General features: G+C 57.2%; 20 protein-coding genes. 6 read left to right on the top strand and 14 right to left on the bottom strand.

The window, feature by feature from the left end:
* Nucleotides 1-102 precede the first annotated feature (102 nt).
* Nucleotides 103-921 carry a co-chaperone DjlA gene (gene djlA, locus FN633_RS17110; RefSeq protein ID WP_154058554.1) on the top strand — a complete coding sequence of 273 codons (819 nt, stop codon included), beginning with the start codon at nucleotides 103-105 and terminating at the stop codon, nucleotides 919-921.
* Between the two features lie 50 nt (nucleotides 922-971).
* Here djlA and hemW read toward each other — a convergent pair whose 3' ends face one another.
* From hemW to FN633_RS17090, 4 genes are read right to left on the bottom strand one after another with little or no spacing between them, the layout of a single operon-like run.
* The gene (hemW, locus tag FN633_RS17105; RefSeq protein WP_154058553.1) at nucleotides 972-2,108 is read right to left on the bottom strand and encodes a radical SAM family heme chaperone HemW; all 1,137 of its coding nucleotides are present in this window, start codon (nucleotides 2,106-2,108) and stop codon (nucleotides 972-974) included.
* The gene (locus FN633_RS17100; protein WP_154058552.1) at nucleotides 2,101-2,694 is read right to left on the bottom strand and encodes an XTP/dITP diphosphatase; all 594 of its coding nucleotides are present in this window, start codon (nucleotides 2,692-2,694) and stop codon (nucleotides 2,101-2,103) included. Before FN633_RS17100 ends, hemW begins: the two co-directional genes overlap by 8 nt.
* A 39-nt stretch (nucleotides 2,695-2,733) precedes the next feature.
* A complete protein-coding gene (locus FN633_RS17095) occupies nucleotides 2,734-3,300 on the bottom strand; it encodes a YggT family protein (RefSeq protein WP_154058551.1) in 567 nt (188 codons plus the stop codon).
* A gap of 18 nt (nucleotides 3,301-3,318) precedes the next feature.
* Nucleotides 3,319-4,023 (bottom strand): YggS family pyridoxal phosphate-dependent enzyme, encoded by a 705-nt coding sequence (locus FN633_RS17090; protein ID WP_154058550.1) that lies wholly within the window; start codon nucleotides 4,021-4,023, stop codon nucleotides 3,319-3,321.
* Nucleotides 4,024-4,042: 19 nt separating this feature from the next.
* Here FN633_RS17090 and FN633_RS17085 point away from each other — a divergent pair, with 19 nt between their 5' ends.
* On the top strand, nucleotides 4,043-5,035 hold the full coding sequence (locus FN633_RS17085; RefSeq protein WP_154058549.1) for a type IV pilus twitching motility protein PilT: 993 nt from the start codon (nucleotides 4,043-4,045) through the stop codon (nucleotides 5,033-5,035).
* A gap of 2 nt (nucleotides 5,036-5,037) precedes the next feature.
* On the opposite strand, the gene ruvX is transcribed toward FN633_RS17085, so the two are convergent.
* From ruvX to hprR, 8 genes are all read right to left on the bottom strand, one after another.
* Nucleotides 5,038-5,454 carry a Holliday junction resolvase RuvX gene (gene ruvX / locus FN633_RS17080; RefSeq protein ID WP_042388127.1) on the bottom strand — a complete coding sequence of 139 codons (417 nt, stop codon included), beginning with the start codon at nucleotides 5,452-5,454 and terminating at the stop codon, nucleotides 5,038-5,040.
* Nucleotides 5,454-6,017, bottom strand: coding sequence for a YqgE/AlgH family protein (locus FN633_RS17075; protein ID WP_042388125.1), 564 nt, complete (start codon nucleotides 6,015-6,017; stop codon nucleotides 5,454-5,456). The genes ruvX and FN633_RS17075 overlap by 1 nt, the downstream gene beginning before the upstream one ends.
* A gap of 132 nt (nucleotides 6,018-6,149) precedes the next feature.
* Nucleotides 6,150-7,097 (bottom strand): glutathione synthase, encoded by a 948-nt coding sequence (gene gshB, locus FN633_RS17070; RefSeq protein WP_154058548.1) that lies wholly within the window; start codon nucleotides 7,095-7,097, stop codon nucleotides 6,150-6,152.
* 31 nt (nucleotides 7,098-7,128) lie between these two features.
* Nucleotides 7,129-7,860: a 16S rRNA (uracil(1498)-N(3))-methyltransferase gene (gene rsmE, locus FN633_RS17065; protein ID WP_154058547.1), complete on the bottom strand. Its 732-nt coding sequence runs from the start codon at nucleotides 7,858-7,860 to the stop codon at nucleotides 7,129-7,131.
* Nucleotides 7,861-7,938: 78 nt separating this feature from the next.
* Nucleotides 7,939-8,637, bottom strand: a complete 699-nt coding sequence (gene endA, locus FN633_RS17060) for a deoxyribonuclease I (RefSeq protein ID WP_154058546.1) — start codon at nucleotides 8,635-8,637, stop codon at nucleotides 7,939-7,941.
* 86 nt (nucleotides 8,638-8,723) lie between these two features.
* Nucleotides 8,724-9,233, bottom strand: coding sequence for a SprT family zinc-dependent metalloprotease (locus FN633_RS17055; RefSeq protein WP_154058545.1), 510 nt, complete (start codon nucleotides 9,231-9,233; stop codon nucleotides 8,724-8,726).
* Nucleotides 9,234-9,283: 50 nt separating this feature from the next.
* Entirely contained in the window at nucleotides 9,284-10,621 is a 1,338-nt protein-coding gene (locus FN633_RS17050) for a heavy metal sensor histidine kinase (protein ID WP_154058544.1), read from the bottom strand.
* A gap of 7 nt (nucleotides 10,622-10,628) precedes the next feature.
* A complete protein-coding gene (gene hprR, locus FN633_RS17045) occupies nucleotides 10,629-11,309 on the bottom strand; it encodes a response regulator transcription factor HprR (RefSeq protein WP_154058543.1) in 681 nt (226 codons plus the stop codon).
* A gap of 133 nt (nucleotides 11,310-11,442) precedes the next feature.
* Between hprR and hiuH the strand changes: the two genes are divergently transcribed.
* Nucleotides 11,443-11,853: a hydroxyisourate hydrolase gene (hiuH, locus tag FN633_RS17040; protein WP_154058542.1), complete on the top strand. Its 411-nt coding sequence runs from the start codon at nucleotides 11,443-11,445 to the stop codon at nucleotides 11,851-11,853.
* 54 nt (nucleotides 11,854-11,907) lie between these two features.
* On the opposite strand, the gene galP is transcribed toward hiuH, so the two are convergent.
* Together galP and metK are read right to left on the bottom strand one after the other, a co-directional pair.
* A complete protein-coding gene (gene galP, locus FN633_RS17035; protein WP_154058541.1) occupies nucleotides 11,908-13,302 on the bottom strand; it encodes a galactose/proton symporter in 1,395 nt (464 codons plus the stop codon).
* A gap of 340 nt (nucleotides 13,303-13,642) precedes the next feature.
* Nucleotides 13,643-14,797 (bottom strand): methionine adenosyltransferase, encoded by a 1,155-nt coding sequence (metK, locus tag FN633_RS17030; RefSeq protein ID WP_154058540.1) that lies wholly within the window; start codon nucleotides 14,795-14,797, stop codon nucleotides 13,643-13,645.
* A gap of 344 nt (nucleotides 14,798-15,141) precedes the next feature.
* Here metK and FN633_RS18645 point away from each other — a divergent pair, with 344 nt between their 5' ends.
* The 3 genes from FN633_RS18645 to speA all read left to right on the top strand — a co-directional run bounded on the left by FN633_RS18645 (nucleotide 15,142) and on the right by speA (nucleotide 17,495).
* On the top strand, nucleotides 15,142-15,285 hold the full coding sequence (locus FN633_RS18645) for a hypothetical protein (RefSeq protein WP_419721304.1): 144 nt from the start codon (nucleotides 15,142-15,144) through the stop codon (nucleotides 15,283-15,285).
* Nucleotides 15,286-15,378: 93 nt separating this feature from the next.
* Nucleotides 15,379-15,510: an acid stress response protein YqgB gene (yqgB, locus tag FN633_RS17025; protein WP_208674224.1), complete on the top strand. Its 132-nt coding sequence runs from the start codon at nucleotides 15,379-15,381 to the stop codon at nucleotides 15,508-15,510.
* 8 nt (nucleotides 15,511-15,518) lie between these two features.
* Nucleotides 15,519-17,495 (top strand): biosynthetic arginine decarboxylase, encoded by a 1,977-nt coding sequence (gene speA / locus FN633_RS17020; RefSeq protein WP_154058539.1) that lies wholly within the window; start codon nucleotides 15,519-15,521, stop codon nucleotides 17,493-17,495.
* Nucleotides 17,496-17,541 lie beyond the last annotated feature (46 nt).

The raw sequence follows: 17,541 nt of genomic DNA, 5'->3' as shown, positions 1-17,541 counted from the left end.
CCGCTTTCGAGCCTGGTAGAGAAGGCTGTGCCTGTGCACGGCATAGAATGACGGGTATGATAATGCAAATCTTAGCCGACGGCATGACCATTTGGGGAGTATATGCAGTATTGGGGAAAAGTGATTGGCGTCGCCATCGCATTAATGATGGGCGGCGGTTTCTGGGGCGTGGTCCTCGGCTTACTCATTGGGCACATGTTTGACAAGGCGCGCGGCCGTAAAATGGCGTTTTTTGCCAACCAGCGCGAGCGTCAGACGCTCTTTTTTGCCACCACCTTTGAGGTGATGGGGCATCTAACCAAATCCAAGGGGCGCGTTACCGAGGCGGATATTCAGGTGGCGAGCCTGTTTATGGACCGGCTCAACCTGCACGGCGATTCACGTGCTTTAGCCCAGCAGGCGTTTCGCGTCGGCAAAACCGATAACTATCCGCTGCGGGAGAAGATGCGTCAGTTCCGCAGCGTCTGTTTTGGCCGCTTCGATCTGATTAGGATGTTTCTGGAAATTCAGATCCAGGCTGCGTTTGCCGACGGTTCACTGCATCCGAACGAACGTGCGGTGCTGTACGTCATTGCCGAAGAGCTGGGGATCTCCCGCGTCCAGTTCGACCAGTTCCTGCGCATGATGCAGGGTGGGGCGCAGTTTGGCGGTGGCTTTAATGGGCAGCAGCAGTCAAACGGCGGCTGGCAGCAGGCCCAACGCGGGCCAACTCTGGAAGATGCCTGCAACGTGCTGGGCGTGAAGCCCACCGATGACGCTACCACCATCAAGCGCGCCTACCGCAAGCTGATGAGCGAGCACCATCCGGATAAGCTGGTGGCAAAAGGGTTACCGCCAGAGATGATGGAAATGGCGAAGCAGAAAGCGCAGGATATTCAGAAAGCGTACGAGCTGATTAAAGAGCAGAAAGGTTTTAAATAATCGGGCTGGCAGTGAGTTCGTGCCGGTGTTGGCACGAACTCTCAACCGCACTATTCAGCGAGAAACAGCTCCAGCAGCGAGTTCAAAAACAGCTTGCCGTGCTCCGTTATCTGCCATGCCTCAGCGGACTCGGTGACATAGTTGAGCGCCAGAGCGCGTTCGATCTGCGGCCGGATCGCCGACTCATCCAGCCCGGTGTAACGGGTAAACTCCCCACGTGGCGCAGGCTCCAGCAGGCGGAAGCGGTTCATAAAGAACTCAAACGGCTTGTCGGCGGTGTCCACATCATGCTGCCGGTCGCGGTAGGTTCCCTGCATATAGCCCCGCGGATGGCGCGTTTTGGCGGTACGCAGAATGCGCCCATCCGGGAAGGTCACCTTGCCATGCGCGCCGCAACCAATACCGAGATAGTCACCGAAGCGCCAGTAGTTCAGGTTATGCTGGCACTGGTAACCCGGCTTCGCATAGGCCGAGGTCTCATACTGCTGATAGCCTGCCGCCGTCAGCAGCTGGTGCCCTTGCTCGAAGATCTCCCACAGCGAATCGTCATCCGGCAGCACCGGGGGACGTGAGCCAAACAGCGTGCCCGGCTCAATGGTCAGCTGATACCAGGAGAGATGCGGTGGGTTGAGTTCGATGGCCTGACGCAGATCGTCCAGCGCCTCTTCCAGCGTCTGGTCCGGCAGGCCGTGCATCAGATCGAGGTTAAAACTGCGCAGCCCCAGACCCGTTGCCAGCCGGGCAGCGCGCTTCGCCTCCTCCGGACCGTGGATACGCCCTAGCCGCGTCAGCTTGGTTTCGCTAAAGCTCTGCACGCCAATGGAGATACGGTTAACGCCCGCCCGCTGGTAGTCGACAAAGCGGTCGGCCTCCACCGTGCCGGGATTAGCTTCCATGGTGATCTCGGCGTCAGCGGCCAGATTGAGACGCGACCGCACGCCGTCGAGCAGGGTCTGCATCGCCGGGCCTGAGAGCAGGCTCGGCGTTCCGCCGCCGATAAAGATCGTCTTTACCTCACGTCCCTGCGCCCAGGGCGCATCAGCGTCGAGATCGCTCAGCAGATGCTGAACGTAGTCGTCATGGGGGACTTCGCCCTTTAGCGCGTGCGAGTTGAAGTCGCAGTAGGGACACTTCTGCACGCACCAGGGGATATGGATGTAAAGGCTCAGAGGTGGCAAATCAGCCATTACGCAGGGCTTCCAGTAACAGTTTCAGCGCCTGTCCCCGATGGGAGACGGCGCGCTTCTCGTCAGCGCTCAGTTCGGCAGCGGTTTTGCCTGCCTCCGGCACAACGAAGATAGGATCGTAGCCAAAGCCGCCGCTGCCCGCCGGCGCACGGGCGATGGTACCCTGCCAGCTGCCGTGGCACACCAGCGGAGTCGGATCGTCGGCGTGACGCATATAGACCAGCACGCAGTGGAACTGGGCCTGGCGCTCGCCGTCCGGCACATCCTGTAGCTCCACCAGCAGCTTCTCCAGGTTCTGCTGGTCGCTGGCGTCTGCCCCAGCAAAGCGTGCGGAGTAGATCCCCGGCGCGCCGCCGAGGGCGTCAACCGCCAGCCCGGAGTCGTCGGCAATCGCCGGCAGGCCGGTAACCTGCGCAGCGTGACGCGCTTTAATGATCGCGTTCTCGATAAAGGTCAGGCCGGTTTCCTCGGCGGACTCCACGCCCAGCTCGGTTTGCGCCACCACGTCGAGACCAAAATCGTTAAGCAGCGAGGCCAGCTCGCGCACTTTACCGGCGTTGCCGGTGGCAAGAACAACTTTTTGCATAGTTAAATCCTGATTCATATAAACCGCGACCGATGGCGCTTACAGCGCCATCCACAGCCCCGGTAGCAGCATATTCCCCGTGCCCTGCAGCAGCTCGGCAATGCCCATGTTGATGACATAGAGCAGCAGCACCAGGATCATCGGCGAGAAGTCGATCCCGCCCATGGACGGCAACAGTCGGCGGATAGGGCGCAGCAGCGGCTCAGCGAGTTGCATTAGCACAAACTCAACCGGGCTGCGGCCCTGGCTGACCCAGCTCATGATGGCCATTAGCAGCAGCACCCAGAAGATCAGCTGGCCGATGGTCTTCAGCAGGATCAGCACGGCGGCAATCCAGATAATCGGCTGGAAGGTCACCACCATAAACAGCACGATGGCTTTAAGCACGCACAGCACAAACGCCAGCAGCAACGAGGCGCTGTCGAGGGGGCCCATCGCCGGAATAATGCGGCGCAGCGGCCCCACTAACGGCTGGGTGATCTTCACGATAAACTGTGAGAATGGGTTATAAAAATCTACGCGGGCCCACTGCATCCAGACCCGTAACAGCAGCACCATCGTATAAAGCTCAATTACCGTTGAGAGCAGGAAAGTCAACGTCTTCATGGCGTTCCTCAGTTTTCCTTAATTTTTTGTATAGTCACGGGCACCAAATATAGCGGTGCCGATGCGTACCAGGGTGCTGCCCGCCGCGATGGCGGCTTCCATATCGTCGCTCATCCCCAGAGAGAGCGTATCTACCGTTGGGTAGCGTAATTTAAGCGCGTCAAATGCTACAGCCATTTGCTGTGCCACCGCAAACTGCCTTTCATAATTTGACACGGGGGCGGGGATCGCCATCAGCCCGCGCAGACAGACGCCCGGCAGTTCAGCGACCTGGGCGGCGAGGGCATCCAGCTCGGCAAGGGCAATGCCGGACTTGCTCTCCTCATCACTAATATTGATTTGAATCAGGATGTTAAGCGGCGGCATCTCCGTTGGGCGCTGGTCGCTCAGACGGCTGGCGATGCGCAGGCGATCAACGGTATGGCACCAGTCAAAATGCTCTGCCACCAGGCGGCTTTTGTTGGACTGCAAGGGGCCAATAAAGTGCCATTGCAGCCCGGTTACGCCCTGCTCCTGGAAGTGGCGAATTTTATCCACTCCCTCCTGAACATAGTTTTCGCCAAAAGCGCGCTGTCCGGCGTCGATAGCCTCTGCGACGGCGCTCGCAGGTTTGGTTTTGCTGACTGCAAGCAGAGCAACATCTTCTGAAGCACGGCCGCAGCGCAGCGCAGCGGCTGAGATTTTGTCCCGGACCTGTGCCAGGTTATGCGCGATATCGTTCATCTTTTCCGGAGGCTTAATCATGGATATGGAAGACATAGTGGCCCTTAGTGTAAAGCATAACGTTTCGGATCTACACCTGTGCAGCGCCTGGCCACCGCGCTGGCGCAGGCAGGGTAAGCTCGAAGACGCTCCGTTTCCGTCGCCGGATATCGAGGCGATCCTCCGCGACACGCTGACGGACGAGCAGCAGGGAGAGTGGTGGGCCAACCGGCAGGTAGACTTTGCCCTTGCGCTGGCGAGCCAGCAGCGGCTGCGGGCTAGCGCCTTTATGCACCATCACGGTATCTCGCTGGCGCTGCGCCTGCTGCCCGCTACGTGTCCGAAGCTCTACGCCCTGGATACGCCGTCTACGCTGGAGCAGATCCTGGCCTGCGACAGCGGGCTGGTGCTGGTCACCGGCGCAACCGGCAGCGGTAAATCCACGACCCTTGCGGCGATGGTGGACTATCTCAACCACCGCCTGGCAGGGCACATTCTCACCCTGGAGGATCCGGTGGAGTTTGTTCATCAGGGCGCGCAGTGCCTGATCGAGCAGCGGGAGATAGGCCAGCACTGCCCGTCGTTTGCCGACGGCCTGCGCGCTGCGCTGCGTGAGGATCCGGACATCATCTTAATCGGCGAGCTACGGGACAGTGAGACCATTCGTCTGGCGCTCACCGCCGCCGAGACCGGGCATCTGGTGCTGGCCACGCTGCATACCCGGGGGGCGGCGCAGGCGGTAGAGCGGCTAATCGATACCTTCCCGGCCGAAGAGAAAGCCTGGGTACGCAGCCAGCTGGCGGGCAGCCTGCAGGCGGTGCTGGCACAAACGCTGGAAGCCGATAAGCAGGGCGGACGCGTGGCGCTGTTTGAACTGCTGGTCAATATCCCGGCAGTGGCGAACCTGATCCGCGAGGGCAAAACCCACCAGCTTCCCGGCCTGATGCAGACCGGGCAGCATGCGGGAATGCAGACCTTCAGCCAGAGCCGTCAGCAGCGGGTCGCCGCCGGGCGGCTGGCAGAGAAGGGCTGAGATCAGACGTGCTGTTCGAAATAGCTTTCGAGAATGATCACCGCTGAGGCGGAATCCACGCTGCCCTTGTTCAGCGCCCGGTAGCCGCCGTGGGCGAAGAGTCCTGAGCGCGCCTCAACGGTGCTCAGGCGCTCGTCGTGCAGGGCAACGCGGACCCCGAAGCGGCCATGGATCTTATTGGCAAAGTTGCGCGCCCGGGCGGTCAGCAGCTGTTCGCTGCCGTCCATGTTCAGCGGCAGACCGACCACCACCTCATCCGGCTGCCACTCTTTAAGCAGACGCTCAATCAGGTTCCAGTCCGGAGTGCCGTTTTGCGCCTTCAGCGCCGTCAGCGGACGGGCGGTACCGGTAATACGCTGGCCAATGGCCACGCCGATGCTTTTGGTACCGAAATCAAAGGCTAACAGAGTGCCGCTCATCAGGCGTGTCCCGCCACGCCGGGCATGGTAGAGATATCAATACCGATCAACTTTGCTGCATCGCGCCAGCGGTCGGCGATAGGCGTTTTGAACAGGATATTCTGGTCAGCCGGAGCGGTGAGCCAGGCGTTGTCGAGGATCTCCTGCTCAAGCTGGCCTTTCTCCCACGAGGCATAGCCAAGAGCCACCAGCACATCGGCAGGCTGCTCGTCGGTACCGAGCGTCTCCAGCACGTCCCGGGAGGTGGTGATCACCGTGTTATCCGAGATACGAATGCTTGAGGAGAATTTTGCCGGCGGCGTATGCAGGATAAAGCCGCGATCTTCTGCCAGCGGGCCGCCAAGCAGCACCGGCTTATCCAGACGGATCGCCGGATTACGCCCCTCGGGCTTGATTTTGAGCTTGTCTAGTACCCCTTCGACCTTCAGGTTCTCCAGCGGCTTATTGATGATGATCCCCATCGCGCCATCTTCGTTATATTCGCAGATATAGACCACGGCACGGCGGAAGAAGGGATCCTGGAGAGCAGGCATGGCAATCAAAAAGTGATGCTGTAAATTCATTGTCAGAGGTTCTGTTCCTGGTCAAAAAGCGACAAGTACCCAGTATGCGGTGAAAGCACCCGCTTTGCTATCCCTGCGGATCGCAAATCCGGGTCTTTCACCTGCAAACAGGCCGTTACGGGCGGGCTGAATTTAGTTGCCGAGACGCTTTTCAATCGCGTCCATCAGCATACCGGTAATGGAGACCGGGAACTCCGCTTCGATTTCACGAATGCAGGTCGGGCTGGTGACGTTAATCTCCGTCAGGCGATCGCCGATGATATCCAGACCCACAAAGATCAGCCCTTTGGCTTTCAGAGTAGGCGCGACGCGGCGGGCGATATCCCAGTCGCTGTCGGTTAATGGGCGTGGTTCACCACGTCCCCCGGCGGCCAGGTTGCCACGGGTTTCGCCGCCCTGCGGAATACGTGCCAGGCAGTAGGGAACGGGTTCGCCATCGACAACCAGCACGCGCTTGTCACCGTCTTTGATCGCCGGCAGATAGTTCTGCGCCATGCAGTAACGGGTGCCGTGCTCGGTCAGCGTTTCCGTAATCACCCCGAGGTTCGGATCGCCCTCTTTCACGCGGAAGATCGACGCGCCGCCCATGCCGTCCAGCGGTTTCAGGATGATGTCGCTGTGCTTCTGCCAGAACGCCTTAAGCTGCGCCTTGTTGCGGGTCACCAGCGTTTCCGGGGTCAGCTCTGGGAACCAGGCGGTGAACAGCTTCTCGTTGCAGTCGCGCAGGCTCTGCGGCTTGTTGACGATCAGCGTGCCTTTCTCTTCCGCGCGCTCCAGAATATAGGTGGCGTAGACGAATTCGGTATCAAACGGCGGATCCTTACGCATCAGCACGACGTCAAGATCGGCCAGCTCGATATCCTGCTCGCCGTTGAACGTATACCACTGGTCATAGTTCTGCTCGACGCTCAGGGTACGCGTGCGGGCGCGGGCCTGACCGTTGATCAGATAGAGATCCGCCATCTCCATATAGTGCAGCTCATAGCCACGACGCTGGGCTTCCAGCAGCATGGCAAAGCTGGAGTCTTTTTTGATGTTAATGCTTGCGATGGGATCCATCACAATGCCGAGCTTAATCATTCGCTTTCTCCGTTTAAACCTGTAGCCAGTCTTACCCCAAATCACCGAAACGCACCTGGAGTGCGGTAATGGCGGTGAGCGCGGTGGTTTCAGTGCGCAAAACGCGTGGTCCTAACAGGATATCAGTAAACTGATAGTCTGCGGTCATGGCGATCTCGTTCGCCGTCAGCCCGCCTTCCGGGCCAATCAGCAGCCGCACACGCTCAACCGGCAGCGGCAGCGTATTGATGCTGGCGCTGGCGCGCGGATGCAGGTTCAGCTTCAGCCCCTCATCAGGCTCGGCGCACCAGGCCTCCAGATCCATGGCCGGACGTATCTCCGGGATCCGGTTGCGGCCACACTGCTCGCAGGCAGCAATCGCAATTTTCTGCCACTGCTGGATCTTCTTGTTCAGACGTTCAGGATCCAGTTTAACCCCGCAGCGCTCAGAAAAAAGTGGCGTAATGAGGCTTACCCCCAGTTCGATCGATTTCTGGATGGTGAATTCCATCTTTTCGCCCCGGGACATCACCTGGCCGAGATGAATATGCAGCGGCGACTCGCGATCGTCGGTTTCACCGGCGATTAGGTTTACAACCACGCTTTTCTTATCGGCGCGCACGATCTCAGCCTCAAAAAGCTGGTTGCTGCCGTCAAAGAGCTGCAGGGGCTGGCCTGCGCCCATACGCAGCACGCGACCGACGTGGTTGGCCGCATCGTCGCTTAGCGCAACCTGCTGGCCAACAGTGAGGAGTTCTGGGTGATAAATGCGGGGTTTACGCATGAAAACATCGTCCGGGATAGAGCGTGCGGCAAGGCTGCCGCACGGTTAACAAGATGCCGCTAGTGTAGGTTAGCTCTTTCACCCCTGACAAGCGCGCTGCACGTAGGGATTAGCATTACCCTGAATCGTGTTGATACGCCTGTCGCGCTCACACTCCCAGGGCGTGACGGGATAGATCTTGTTCCAGGCCTCAAACAGCTGCGTCTGCTGGCGGGAGAGCGACAGCGAATAGCGATCGCGCATATAGAAGTAGATGCGGGCGATGGCCCCGCGGGCGCGGGCAGGCGGTTCGGCCAGCTTCTCTTTGAAGTCGACCTTCATGTCACACTGGCCGTACTGGCCCTCGCCGCCGTTCCACTGGCTGTACATAAAGTTGCCGCGATCGCCATTGACCTCGCCGACGGCGGGCTGCAGGTTATGCATATCGCTCTCCATCTGGCGATAGACCGGATCCTTCGCACAGTTTTTACGTCCGCCGTCCTGCCAGCACTGGCGCTGGTGGCCGAACTGCCAGGCGGGCACAACGTGCTCCCACTCGATACGGCTGGCACGGTTGGCATTTTTACGCACCTTATAGCCGCAGGATGCAAGATCGACGACGCCTTTCTTGCCCTGCCAGATAATGGTGCAGCCGCAGTAGAAATCCCCCGGCGCGTCGGCGTTGATCTTTACGCCTGCCGCCTTGGCTTGGGCGAAACTGTGAATACCCTCGGCCAGCGCAGAGTGGCAAAGGCACGCTGCCAATAGGGTAAGGGTGAGAAGGTAGGGGCGGGACATGACAAACTCCATTGCATAAGATCGTCGCACCCTAGCGAATGCGGTTCTCAGATGCAATCAGTCAGTTCACAAAAGCGTTTGCTTGTTCAGGCTGATGCCGGTTCGGCAACCAGCGGCTCGCCGCAGTGGACGCAGCGGTAGACCGCTTCGCCGCGCAGGATGCGGTTATGGCGGCGCACGGTCAGCTGATGCTGCTGGCAGGCGCAGCGGTAGGGCCACGTGTTCTGCCGTACCGAGGCCAGTTCAAACTGGTGGGTGCGGCGGGCGGGGACGCCAAGCACGCTCTCCATCATCCACTTCCACTCTTTGCCATGCGGTGCAACGCGGCCAAAATGCTTCCACACCAGCAGGTGCGCCAGCTCGTGTGGGACAACTTCGTCAATAAACGCCTGCTGATTCTCCAGCAGCAGCACCGGATTCAGGCGGATCTCATAGCTGGCCAGCCAGGCCGTACCCGCCGCCGCGCCGCGCTGCTGATAGACCAGCGTGGGTTCCGGATAGTGACGTTCAAGGAAGCGGTTGGCCTGGGCAAGCTTGTCCCGCAGGCTACGCATAACGGCCTGCTGGAGGGCGATGGGGATGCGGGGTGTTTTCATAACGTCAGAGGATAATCGCTAAAAAAAGCGGCTGCAACAGAACCCGTTGCTCAGGCAGGAAAACGCAGGGAGAAGATATGCTCCCCCCCGGCAAAGCGGTAGTCTGCCGAGCCCCCGTGCAATTCCATAATCGCTTTCACCATGGATAACCCCAACCCATAACCGGAGGAGTGGCGAGCGTTATCACCTCGCCAGAAACGGTTAAATAGCCTGTCCGGCGCATCCAGTTCGGGGCCGGGATTAATCACTTCAACGACTGTTTCGCTATCTTTCTCCCACGTATTTATGCGGATCGCCGCGTTTTCCGGCGAATAGCGCACTGCATTGCTGAGCAGGTTTAGCAGTACACGCTGGAGCAGTATCCGATCGGCCTGAAGCGTGCCCTCGCATGCAGTGACGAAAGTGATATTTTTTTCGTCGGCCTCATACTCCAGGAAATCGATAAGATTACCTATCGTCTCAGCAGACGAAACAGGCTCTTTTTTGAGCAGAATATTATTATGCTCGGCGCGGGCGAGGAAAAGAATATTTTCAGTTAAGCGGGAAAGCCCCTCCAGCTCTTCAATATTATTCGCCAGTGCCTGTTGGTATTCATCAATGGTGCGCTCTTTATTCAGGACGACCTGGTTATGACCCAGCAGAATATTGACCGGCGTACGTAATTCATGGGCCAGATCGTCAGCAAACTGATTGAGCCGGGTAAAATCGTCATCCAGCTTTTGACGCATAATATTCAACGCGCTACCCAAGGGTTTCAGTTCAATCGGCAGGGTCTTTTCATCCAGAGGCTGGCTAAGACCGCGGCTGTCTATATTCGCCGTTAACCGGCTTAGAGCATGAATAGCTTTCAGGCCGTTCCTGATCAATAGCGGGCTTAGCGCAGAGCAGAGCAGAATAGCGATGATGCAAATCATGATGCTGTTATCGCGATACTGGTCAAGCATATATTGTCGCTCTGACGCCAGCCTGGCGACGGTAATAGTCACAGGCTGGTCATAGCTGAGCGCAGCGATGCGCACCGCTGAAAGCTGTGTGCCGGCGATATCGCGTTTGGCGATTGTCTCTAAATCAGGCTTTTTCAGCGATGGCAGGGCATCCAGCAGAGAGGGATCCACGCCCGTATGATTGACGGAGATATTCCGCGCGTCGGGGGAGTGGATGAGCAGAATATCCTGACGGGTATCCATCATCCGGTTAAAATAGAGCGGAAGATTTTCTGCTTTGGCCCCATCCAGTAACAGCTGCCTGATCTGCTCAGCGCGGTTAACCAGGGTGATATCATCCCGCCACGTTAATTCGTGGCTTAGCGCCCGGTATAACGTCCAGCTTACGCCAGTGCAGGCCAACGCCATCACCAGCACAAAGGATAACGTCAGACGTAACGTCATTGATAACTCAGGTTTCACTGTCTTCATCTGCCCCGAATCTGTAGCCCATGCCTCTGACGGTGCCGATCAATTTAGTCGTAAAAGGATCGTCAACTTTTGCCCGTAGGCGACGAATGGCAACATCCACCGTGTTGGTTTCACTGTCAAAATTAATTCCCCATACCTCGCTGGCAATGACCGCGCGGGGAATAATTTCACCGACCCTGGAAACCAGCAGCCACAGCAGGAGAAACTCCTTGCGGGTTAATACTATTGTTTTCCCATCCCGGGAGACGCTTTGCTTAACGGAGTCCATCTCCAGCCCGTTAGATTTCAAATGCGTATGGGCAACGGGATTATTTCGCAGCTGGGTGCGTACCCTGGCTAATAGCTCAGCAAAGGAGAAGGGTTTAACCAGATAATCATTGGCCCCCAACTCCAGCCCTTTGACTCTGTCCTCGACCGCATCCCGCGCGGTAAGGCAAATAACCGGTGTTTGGTGCGCCGTTCTTATCGCCTTCAGAACCTGCCAGCCATCCAGGCCCGGCAGCATAATATCTAAAATAATCAGTGAATAGGGTTCATGCAGCGCGAGGCGTAACCCATCTCTGCCGTCGCTTACCGTATCCACGACATAGCCCGCCTCGGTCAGTCCCTGACTGACCCAGTCGCTGGTTTTTTGATTATCTTCAATCAATAGAATCTTCATGGATTCACTATGTCATAAGCAGCAGGCGAGGGGTAAAAATATCATCAAAGATGACGAAAATGTAATCCTGCTGTCAGGTTAACAGCGCGCGGGTCATATACATTTCAGGTACCAACTTGAACTGGAGCAATACATGAAAAAGTACATCCTGCGCGCAGCGATGCTCGCTGTTATTTCCGCATCCCCTCTTGCAATGGCGGCGGCCAACAATATTCTGAGCGTGCATATTCTCGATCAGCAAAGCGGTAAACCCGCCTCCAACGTGGAGGTGGTGCTGGAGCAGAAAAACAACGACGGCTGGCAAAAACTAAATAGCGGCTATACCGACAAAGATGGTCGAATTAAAGCGCTATGGCCGGAGCAGGAAGCGAAACCGGGTGATTACCGCGTGACGTTTAAAACCAAGCCCTGGTTTGACAGCAAAAAGCAGGAGAGTTTTTTCCCGGAGATCCCGGTTGAATTCCACATTAGCAAAACAGATGAGCACTACCATGTTCCGTTGCTGTTAAGCCCGTATGGCTACTCAACGTATCGGGGAAGTTAATCACGGCGGGTGAGGTAAAAAAGCTTCCTCTCAGGCGAGAGGAAGCGCATCAGGTTAGTTGCTTGCGCCAATATCACGCAGCTTACGGCCTTTCATCAAGTTACGCTCGATGTGTTCCAGTGAGACATGCTTGGTTTCCGGTACCAGCCACAGGGTCAGGACAATGAACAGCACGTTCAGTCCACCGTACACCCAGAAGGTGTTGGCGTTGCCCAGCGAGTTGAGCATGGTCAGGAAGGTCGCGCCGACAATCATATTGGCGATCCAGTTGGTCGCGGTAGAGCAGGTGATACCGAAATCACGCCCTTTCAGCGGCTGGATCTCAGAGCACAGTACCCAGATCAGCGGACCGGCGCTCATGGCGAAACCAATGATAAACATCAGTAGCATCGCGACGGCAAAGTACTGCGCCGTTGGCGAGTGAATACCGATGTGCATCATGGTGCCCAGAATACCCATACCGGCAGCCATCACCAGGAAGCCCAGCACCAGCGTGGGCTTACGGCCCCAACGGTCAACCAGTCCGATAGCGATAAAGGTCGCCAGCACGTTGGTCAGACCAACGATAACCGTACCCCACATCTGCTCAGTGGTATTGGTGTAACCCGCCAGCTCAAAGATCTTCGGCGCGTAGTACATGATGACGTTCATCCCGGTGAACTGCTGCATCACCTGCAACAGCACGCCCAGGAATACCGCGCGGCGGAAGTTGCTGTTCTCTTTAAACAGCGCCCAGCCACTCTGTTTTACCTTTAAGCTTTCACGGATCTCATCCAGCTCGTGCTTGGCTTCGGCGCTGGTATCACGCAGGCGCAGCAGCACGCGCTCGGCATCGTGGAAGCGGCGTTTGGCGGCAAACCAGCGCGGGCTGTCCGGCAGGAAGAAGACGCCAATCAGCAGCAGGATGGCCGGAATGATGATGACGCCAAGCATCCAGCGCCATGCGCCGCTGTAGCTAAAGGCAGTATCGGAGAGGTAGGCACCCAGAATACCGATGGTGATCATCAGCTGGTACATCGAAATCATACTGCCGCGGATCTTCTCCGGTGCGATCTCAGAGAGGTAGAGCGGGGCGGTGTAGGAGGCCACGCCGACCGCCAGCCCCAGCAATACGCGGGAGAGGATCAGCACTTCAACGTTGGGCGCAGCCGCTGAGAAGAGCGAGCCGAGTACAAAGAGGATCGCGCCAATCATCAGGCTCTTTTTACGGCCCAGCTTGAAGGAGAGCCAGCCGCTGCCGACAGCACCGACAGCGGCACCAAACATCATGGAGCTCACTACCCACTCTTGCATATGTGAACTAATCTGGAACTCGTCAGCGATAAAGGGCAGCGCGCCCGCAATAACGCCGATATCAAGGCCGAAAAGCAGTCCGGCCAGCGCGGCGAGAAAACAGACAAAGAACGTCATTGCCTTGTTCGAGCGCCCCGATTTTTTATTGTCAGGCATTCTGCCCTCCAGTTGGGTTATCAATTTTAACGGTATAAAGGTTAGGTTAGAGCTGCGTAAAAAGATGTGAACCTAATCACACGAGTGTAATCGGTTACACTAAGCTCAAAGATTGTCACTAGAAAGTAACAAGACAAATCATAGAGTTAATGAATAGTAGCGTAATCTTGTGTAAAGGGAGTCAGACTATACCGAAATACTATGTAACAAACACGCTGCGAACAGCATTTTGCCTAATTTGGCCAAATGGGCCCGCGATGAGTGCGTGTAATCGTTATCAATAGAAGAGTATAAAAAAGGCCAGCGCGAGGCTGGCCTGAAGAAGAGGGGCGTGTCTGGCTTATTTCAGGCCAGCGGCCTCGCGCAGTACGGCAGCTTTGTCGGTCTTTTCCCACGGGAAGTGTTCGCGACCAAAGTGACCGTAAGCGGCAGTCTCTTTGTAGATCGGGTGCAGCAGATCCAGCATCTGGATCAGACCATACGGACGCAGGTCGAAGAACTCGCGTACCAGCAGAGTCAGCTGCTCAGAGGCGATCTTCTCGGTTCCGAAGGTTTCCACCATGATAGAGGTCGGTTCCGCCACGCCGATGGCGTAGGAGACCTGAATTTCACACCGGTCCGCCAGGCCAGCAGCAACGATGTTTTTTGCTACGTAGCGCGCCGCGTAGGCCGCAGAGCGGTCAACTTTAGACGGATCTTTACCGGAGAACGCACCGCCGCCGTGACGGGCCATGCCGCCGTAGGTATCCACGATGATTTTACGGCCGGTCAGGCCGCAGTCGCCCATTGGGCCGCCAATAACAAAGCGGCCGGTCGGGTTGATAAAGAATTTGGTAGAGGTGTTCAGCCACTCTGCCGGCAAAATAGGCTTGATGATCTCTTCCATCACGCCTTCCTGCAGCGATTTCTGGTCGATATCTTCTGCGTGCTGGGTAGAGAGCACCACCGCGTCGATGCCGACAATTTTGCCGTCATCGTACTGGAAGGTCACCTGGCTCTTTGCATCCGGGCGCAGCCACGGCAGGGTGCCGTTTTTACGCACTTCAGCCTGGCGCTGCACCAGACGGTGGGCGTAGGTGATTGGCGCTGGCATCAGCACGTCGGTTTCGTTAGTGGCATAGCCAAACATCAGGCCCTGGTCGCCCGCACCCTGCTCCAGCGGATCGGCACGGTCAACGCCCTGGTTGATATCCGGAGACTGCTTACCGATAGCGCTCAGTACCGCACAGGAGTTCGCGTCAAAGCCCATATCTGAATGGACATAGCCAATTTCACGCACGGTTTTACGGGTGATCTCTTCGATATCAACCCATGCGCTGGTGGTGATCTCACCGCCGACTAAAACCATGCCGGTTTTAACGTAGGTTTCACACGCCACGCGTGCTTTCGGATCTTGCTCAAGAATTGCATCCAGAACCGCGTCGGAAATCTGGTCAGCAATTTTGTCAGGATGCCCTTCGGAAACTGACTCGGACGTAAAAAGGTGTTTTGCCATGTTCTCTTCACCCTGGGGGAAATTTTGTTAGCTCAAACGCCGTGCCTGTATGGGCCTTTATGAGGCGTGCAGGTTAGTGGCACAGGAAGTCTGAAAGTTAATCAGTATGGATGGATTAACATCTGGACGGCTATTTTAGGTTACTTCTTGACCCCGTTTCCAGCATTTTTTGATATTCATCGCACTATGAGTGAAATTGATGCTGACGCTTTCTCTACTCGCGCGGCAAAACGGGCTTTTTTATTTTGCATTTTCACCCCGTTATCGGTATAAAACGCCGCACGCGGCTTGTATGCCTTGACCAGCCGCTAACCAGCTGGTTGGCGTGGAGGTGATACCCAATAATGAACCGTTGTTTACTGCTAAATCTGCCGCGCCGTTCTGGCCTGCATGCATTTCCCGCTACCCGCAAATCTACTCTGCAAACCTGCCGATGTTATACCCATTTCGGCGCTTCTCAGGACTCCAGGGCCGGTTACGCCTGGTGACACCGAACAAGGGCGCTCTTGTTAATTCAGGAGTTTTCTCGTGGTTTCGCCGAACCTTGTCATACAGAGTTCGGATACGTGTTTTACAATGATATGAACCAGAAACCGGTCGCACGGCCTACGTTTCAGCATAATACGCTGGATAACCAGGCTGTTTATGGGTTGTTATCGCCTCTACGGAACGCGATAGTAGTCAACTGTTTTACACTTACTAATACAATTTGAGGTTCGCTATGTCTGACGACATTTCTTCGGTTTCGCCTTCGTCAGCGGGCGAACAGGGTGTACTACGTTCCATGCAGGAGGTAGCGATGAGCTCCCAGGAAGCCAGTAAAATGCTGCGCACATACAATATTGCCTGGTGGGGCAATAACTACTACGACGTCAACGAACTGGGCCACATCACCGTCTGCCCCGATCCTGACGTACCGGACGCGCGCGTTGACCTCGCTCAGCTGGTAAAAGCCCGCGAGGCCCAAGGGCAACGCCTGCCTGCGCTGTTCTGCTTTCCGCAGATCCTACAGCACCGTCTGCGCTCAATTAACGCCGCGTTCAAGCGCGCCCGTGAGTCCTACGGCTATAAAGGCAACTACTTTCTGGTCTACCCGATCAAGGTTAACCAGCACCGCCGCGTCATTGAATCCCTGATCCACTCCGGTGAGCCGCTGGGTCTTGAGGCCGGTTCGAAGGCAGAGCTGATGGCGGTTCTGGCGCACGCGGGCATGACCCGCAGCGTTATCGTCTGTAACGGCTATAAAGACCGGGAATACATTCGTCTGGCGCTGATCGGCGAGAAGATGGGCCATAAGGTCTATCTGGTTATCGAGAAGATGTCTGAAGTCGCCATCGTGCTGGAAGAGGCCGAGCGTCTGAACGTGGTGCCGCGCCTCGGCGTGCGTGCGCGTCTGGCATCGCAGGGCTCCGGCAAGTGGCAATCCTCCGGCGGCGAAAAATCCAAATTCGGCCTTGCGGCCACGCAGGTGCTGCAGCTGGTGGAGATCCTTCGCGAGCGCGGACGCCTCGACAGCATTCAGCTTCTGCACTTCCACCTCGGTTCGCAGATGGCAAACATTCGCGATATCGCCACCGGCGTACGTGAATCGGCCCGTTTCTACGTTGAGCTGCACAAGCTGGGCGTGAATATCGAGTGCTTTGACGTGGGCGGCGGCCTGGGCGTGGACTATGAGGGCACCCGCTCTCAGTCTGACTGCTCGGTCAACTACGGCCTGAATGAGTATGCGAATAACATCATCTGGGCCATTGGCGACGCCTGTGAAGAGAACGGCCTGCCGCACCCGACGGTGATCACCGAGTCGGGCCGCGCCGTGACCGCGCACCATACCGTGCTGGTGTCGAACATCATCGGCGTGGAGCGCAACGAATATACCGAAGCGACGCCGCCTGCTGAGAATGCGCCACGCGCTCTGCAAAGCATGTGGGAGACCTGGCAGGAGATGCACGAGCCCGGCACCCGTCGCTCGCTGCGCGAGTGGCTGCACGACAGCCAGATGGATCTGCACGATATCCATATCGGCTACTCCTCCGGCGCATTCAGCCTGCAGGAGCGCGCCTGGGCAGAGCAACTCTACCTGAACATGTGCCACGAGGTACAGAAGCAGCTGGATCCGAGCAACCGCGCTCACCGTCCGATTATCGATGAACTGCAGGAGCGGATGGCGGACAAGATGTACGTCAACTTCTCGCTGTTCCAGTCGATGCCGGATGCATGGGGTATCGATCAGCTCTTCCCAGTGATGCCGCTGGAAGGACTGGATAAGATCCCGGAACGTCGCGCGGTGCTGCTGGACATCACCTGCGACTCCGACGGGGCGATCGATCACTACGTGGACGGCGACGGGATCGCTACCACCATGCCGATGCCGGAGTACGATGCTGACAACCCGCCGCTGCTGGGCTTCTTTATGGTGGGCGCGTACCAGGAGATCCTCGGCAACATGCATAACCTGTTTGGCGATACCGAAGCGGTTGACGTATTTGTCTTCCCGGACGGCAGCGTCGAGGTGGAGCTCTCCGACGAAGGGGATACGGTGGCGGATATGCTGGAGTACGTGCAGCTCGATCCGAACACGCTGCTGACCCACTTCCGCGACCAGGTGAAGCAGACCGGGCTGGACGATGCGCTGCAACAGCAGTTCCTTGAAGAGTTCGAAGCCGGGCTGTACGGCTACACCTATCTCGAAGACGAGTAATCTCGTTTGCTCGGCAGACTCTGCGCTGCCGGGCATCTCCTGCCTT

This window comes from Pseudescherichia vulneris, from assembly GCF_902164725.1.
Lineage (GTDB): Bacteria > Pseudomonadota > Gammaproteobacteria > Enterobacterales > Enterobacteriaceae > Pseudescherichia > Pseudescherichia vulneris.
The sequence above is the reverse complement of the archived record's forward strand: the minus strand, read 5'-3'. Positions and strand labels throughout refer to the sequence as shown.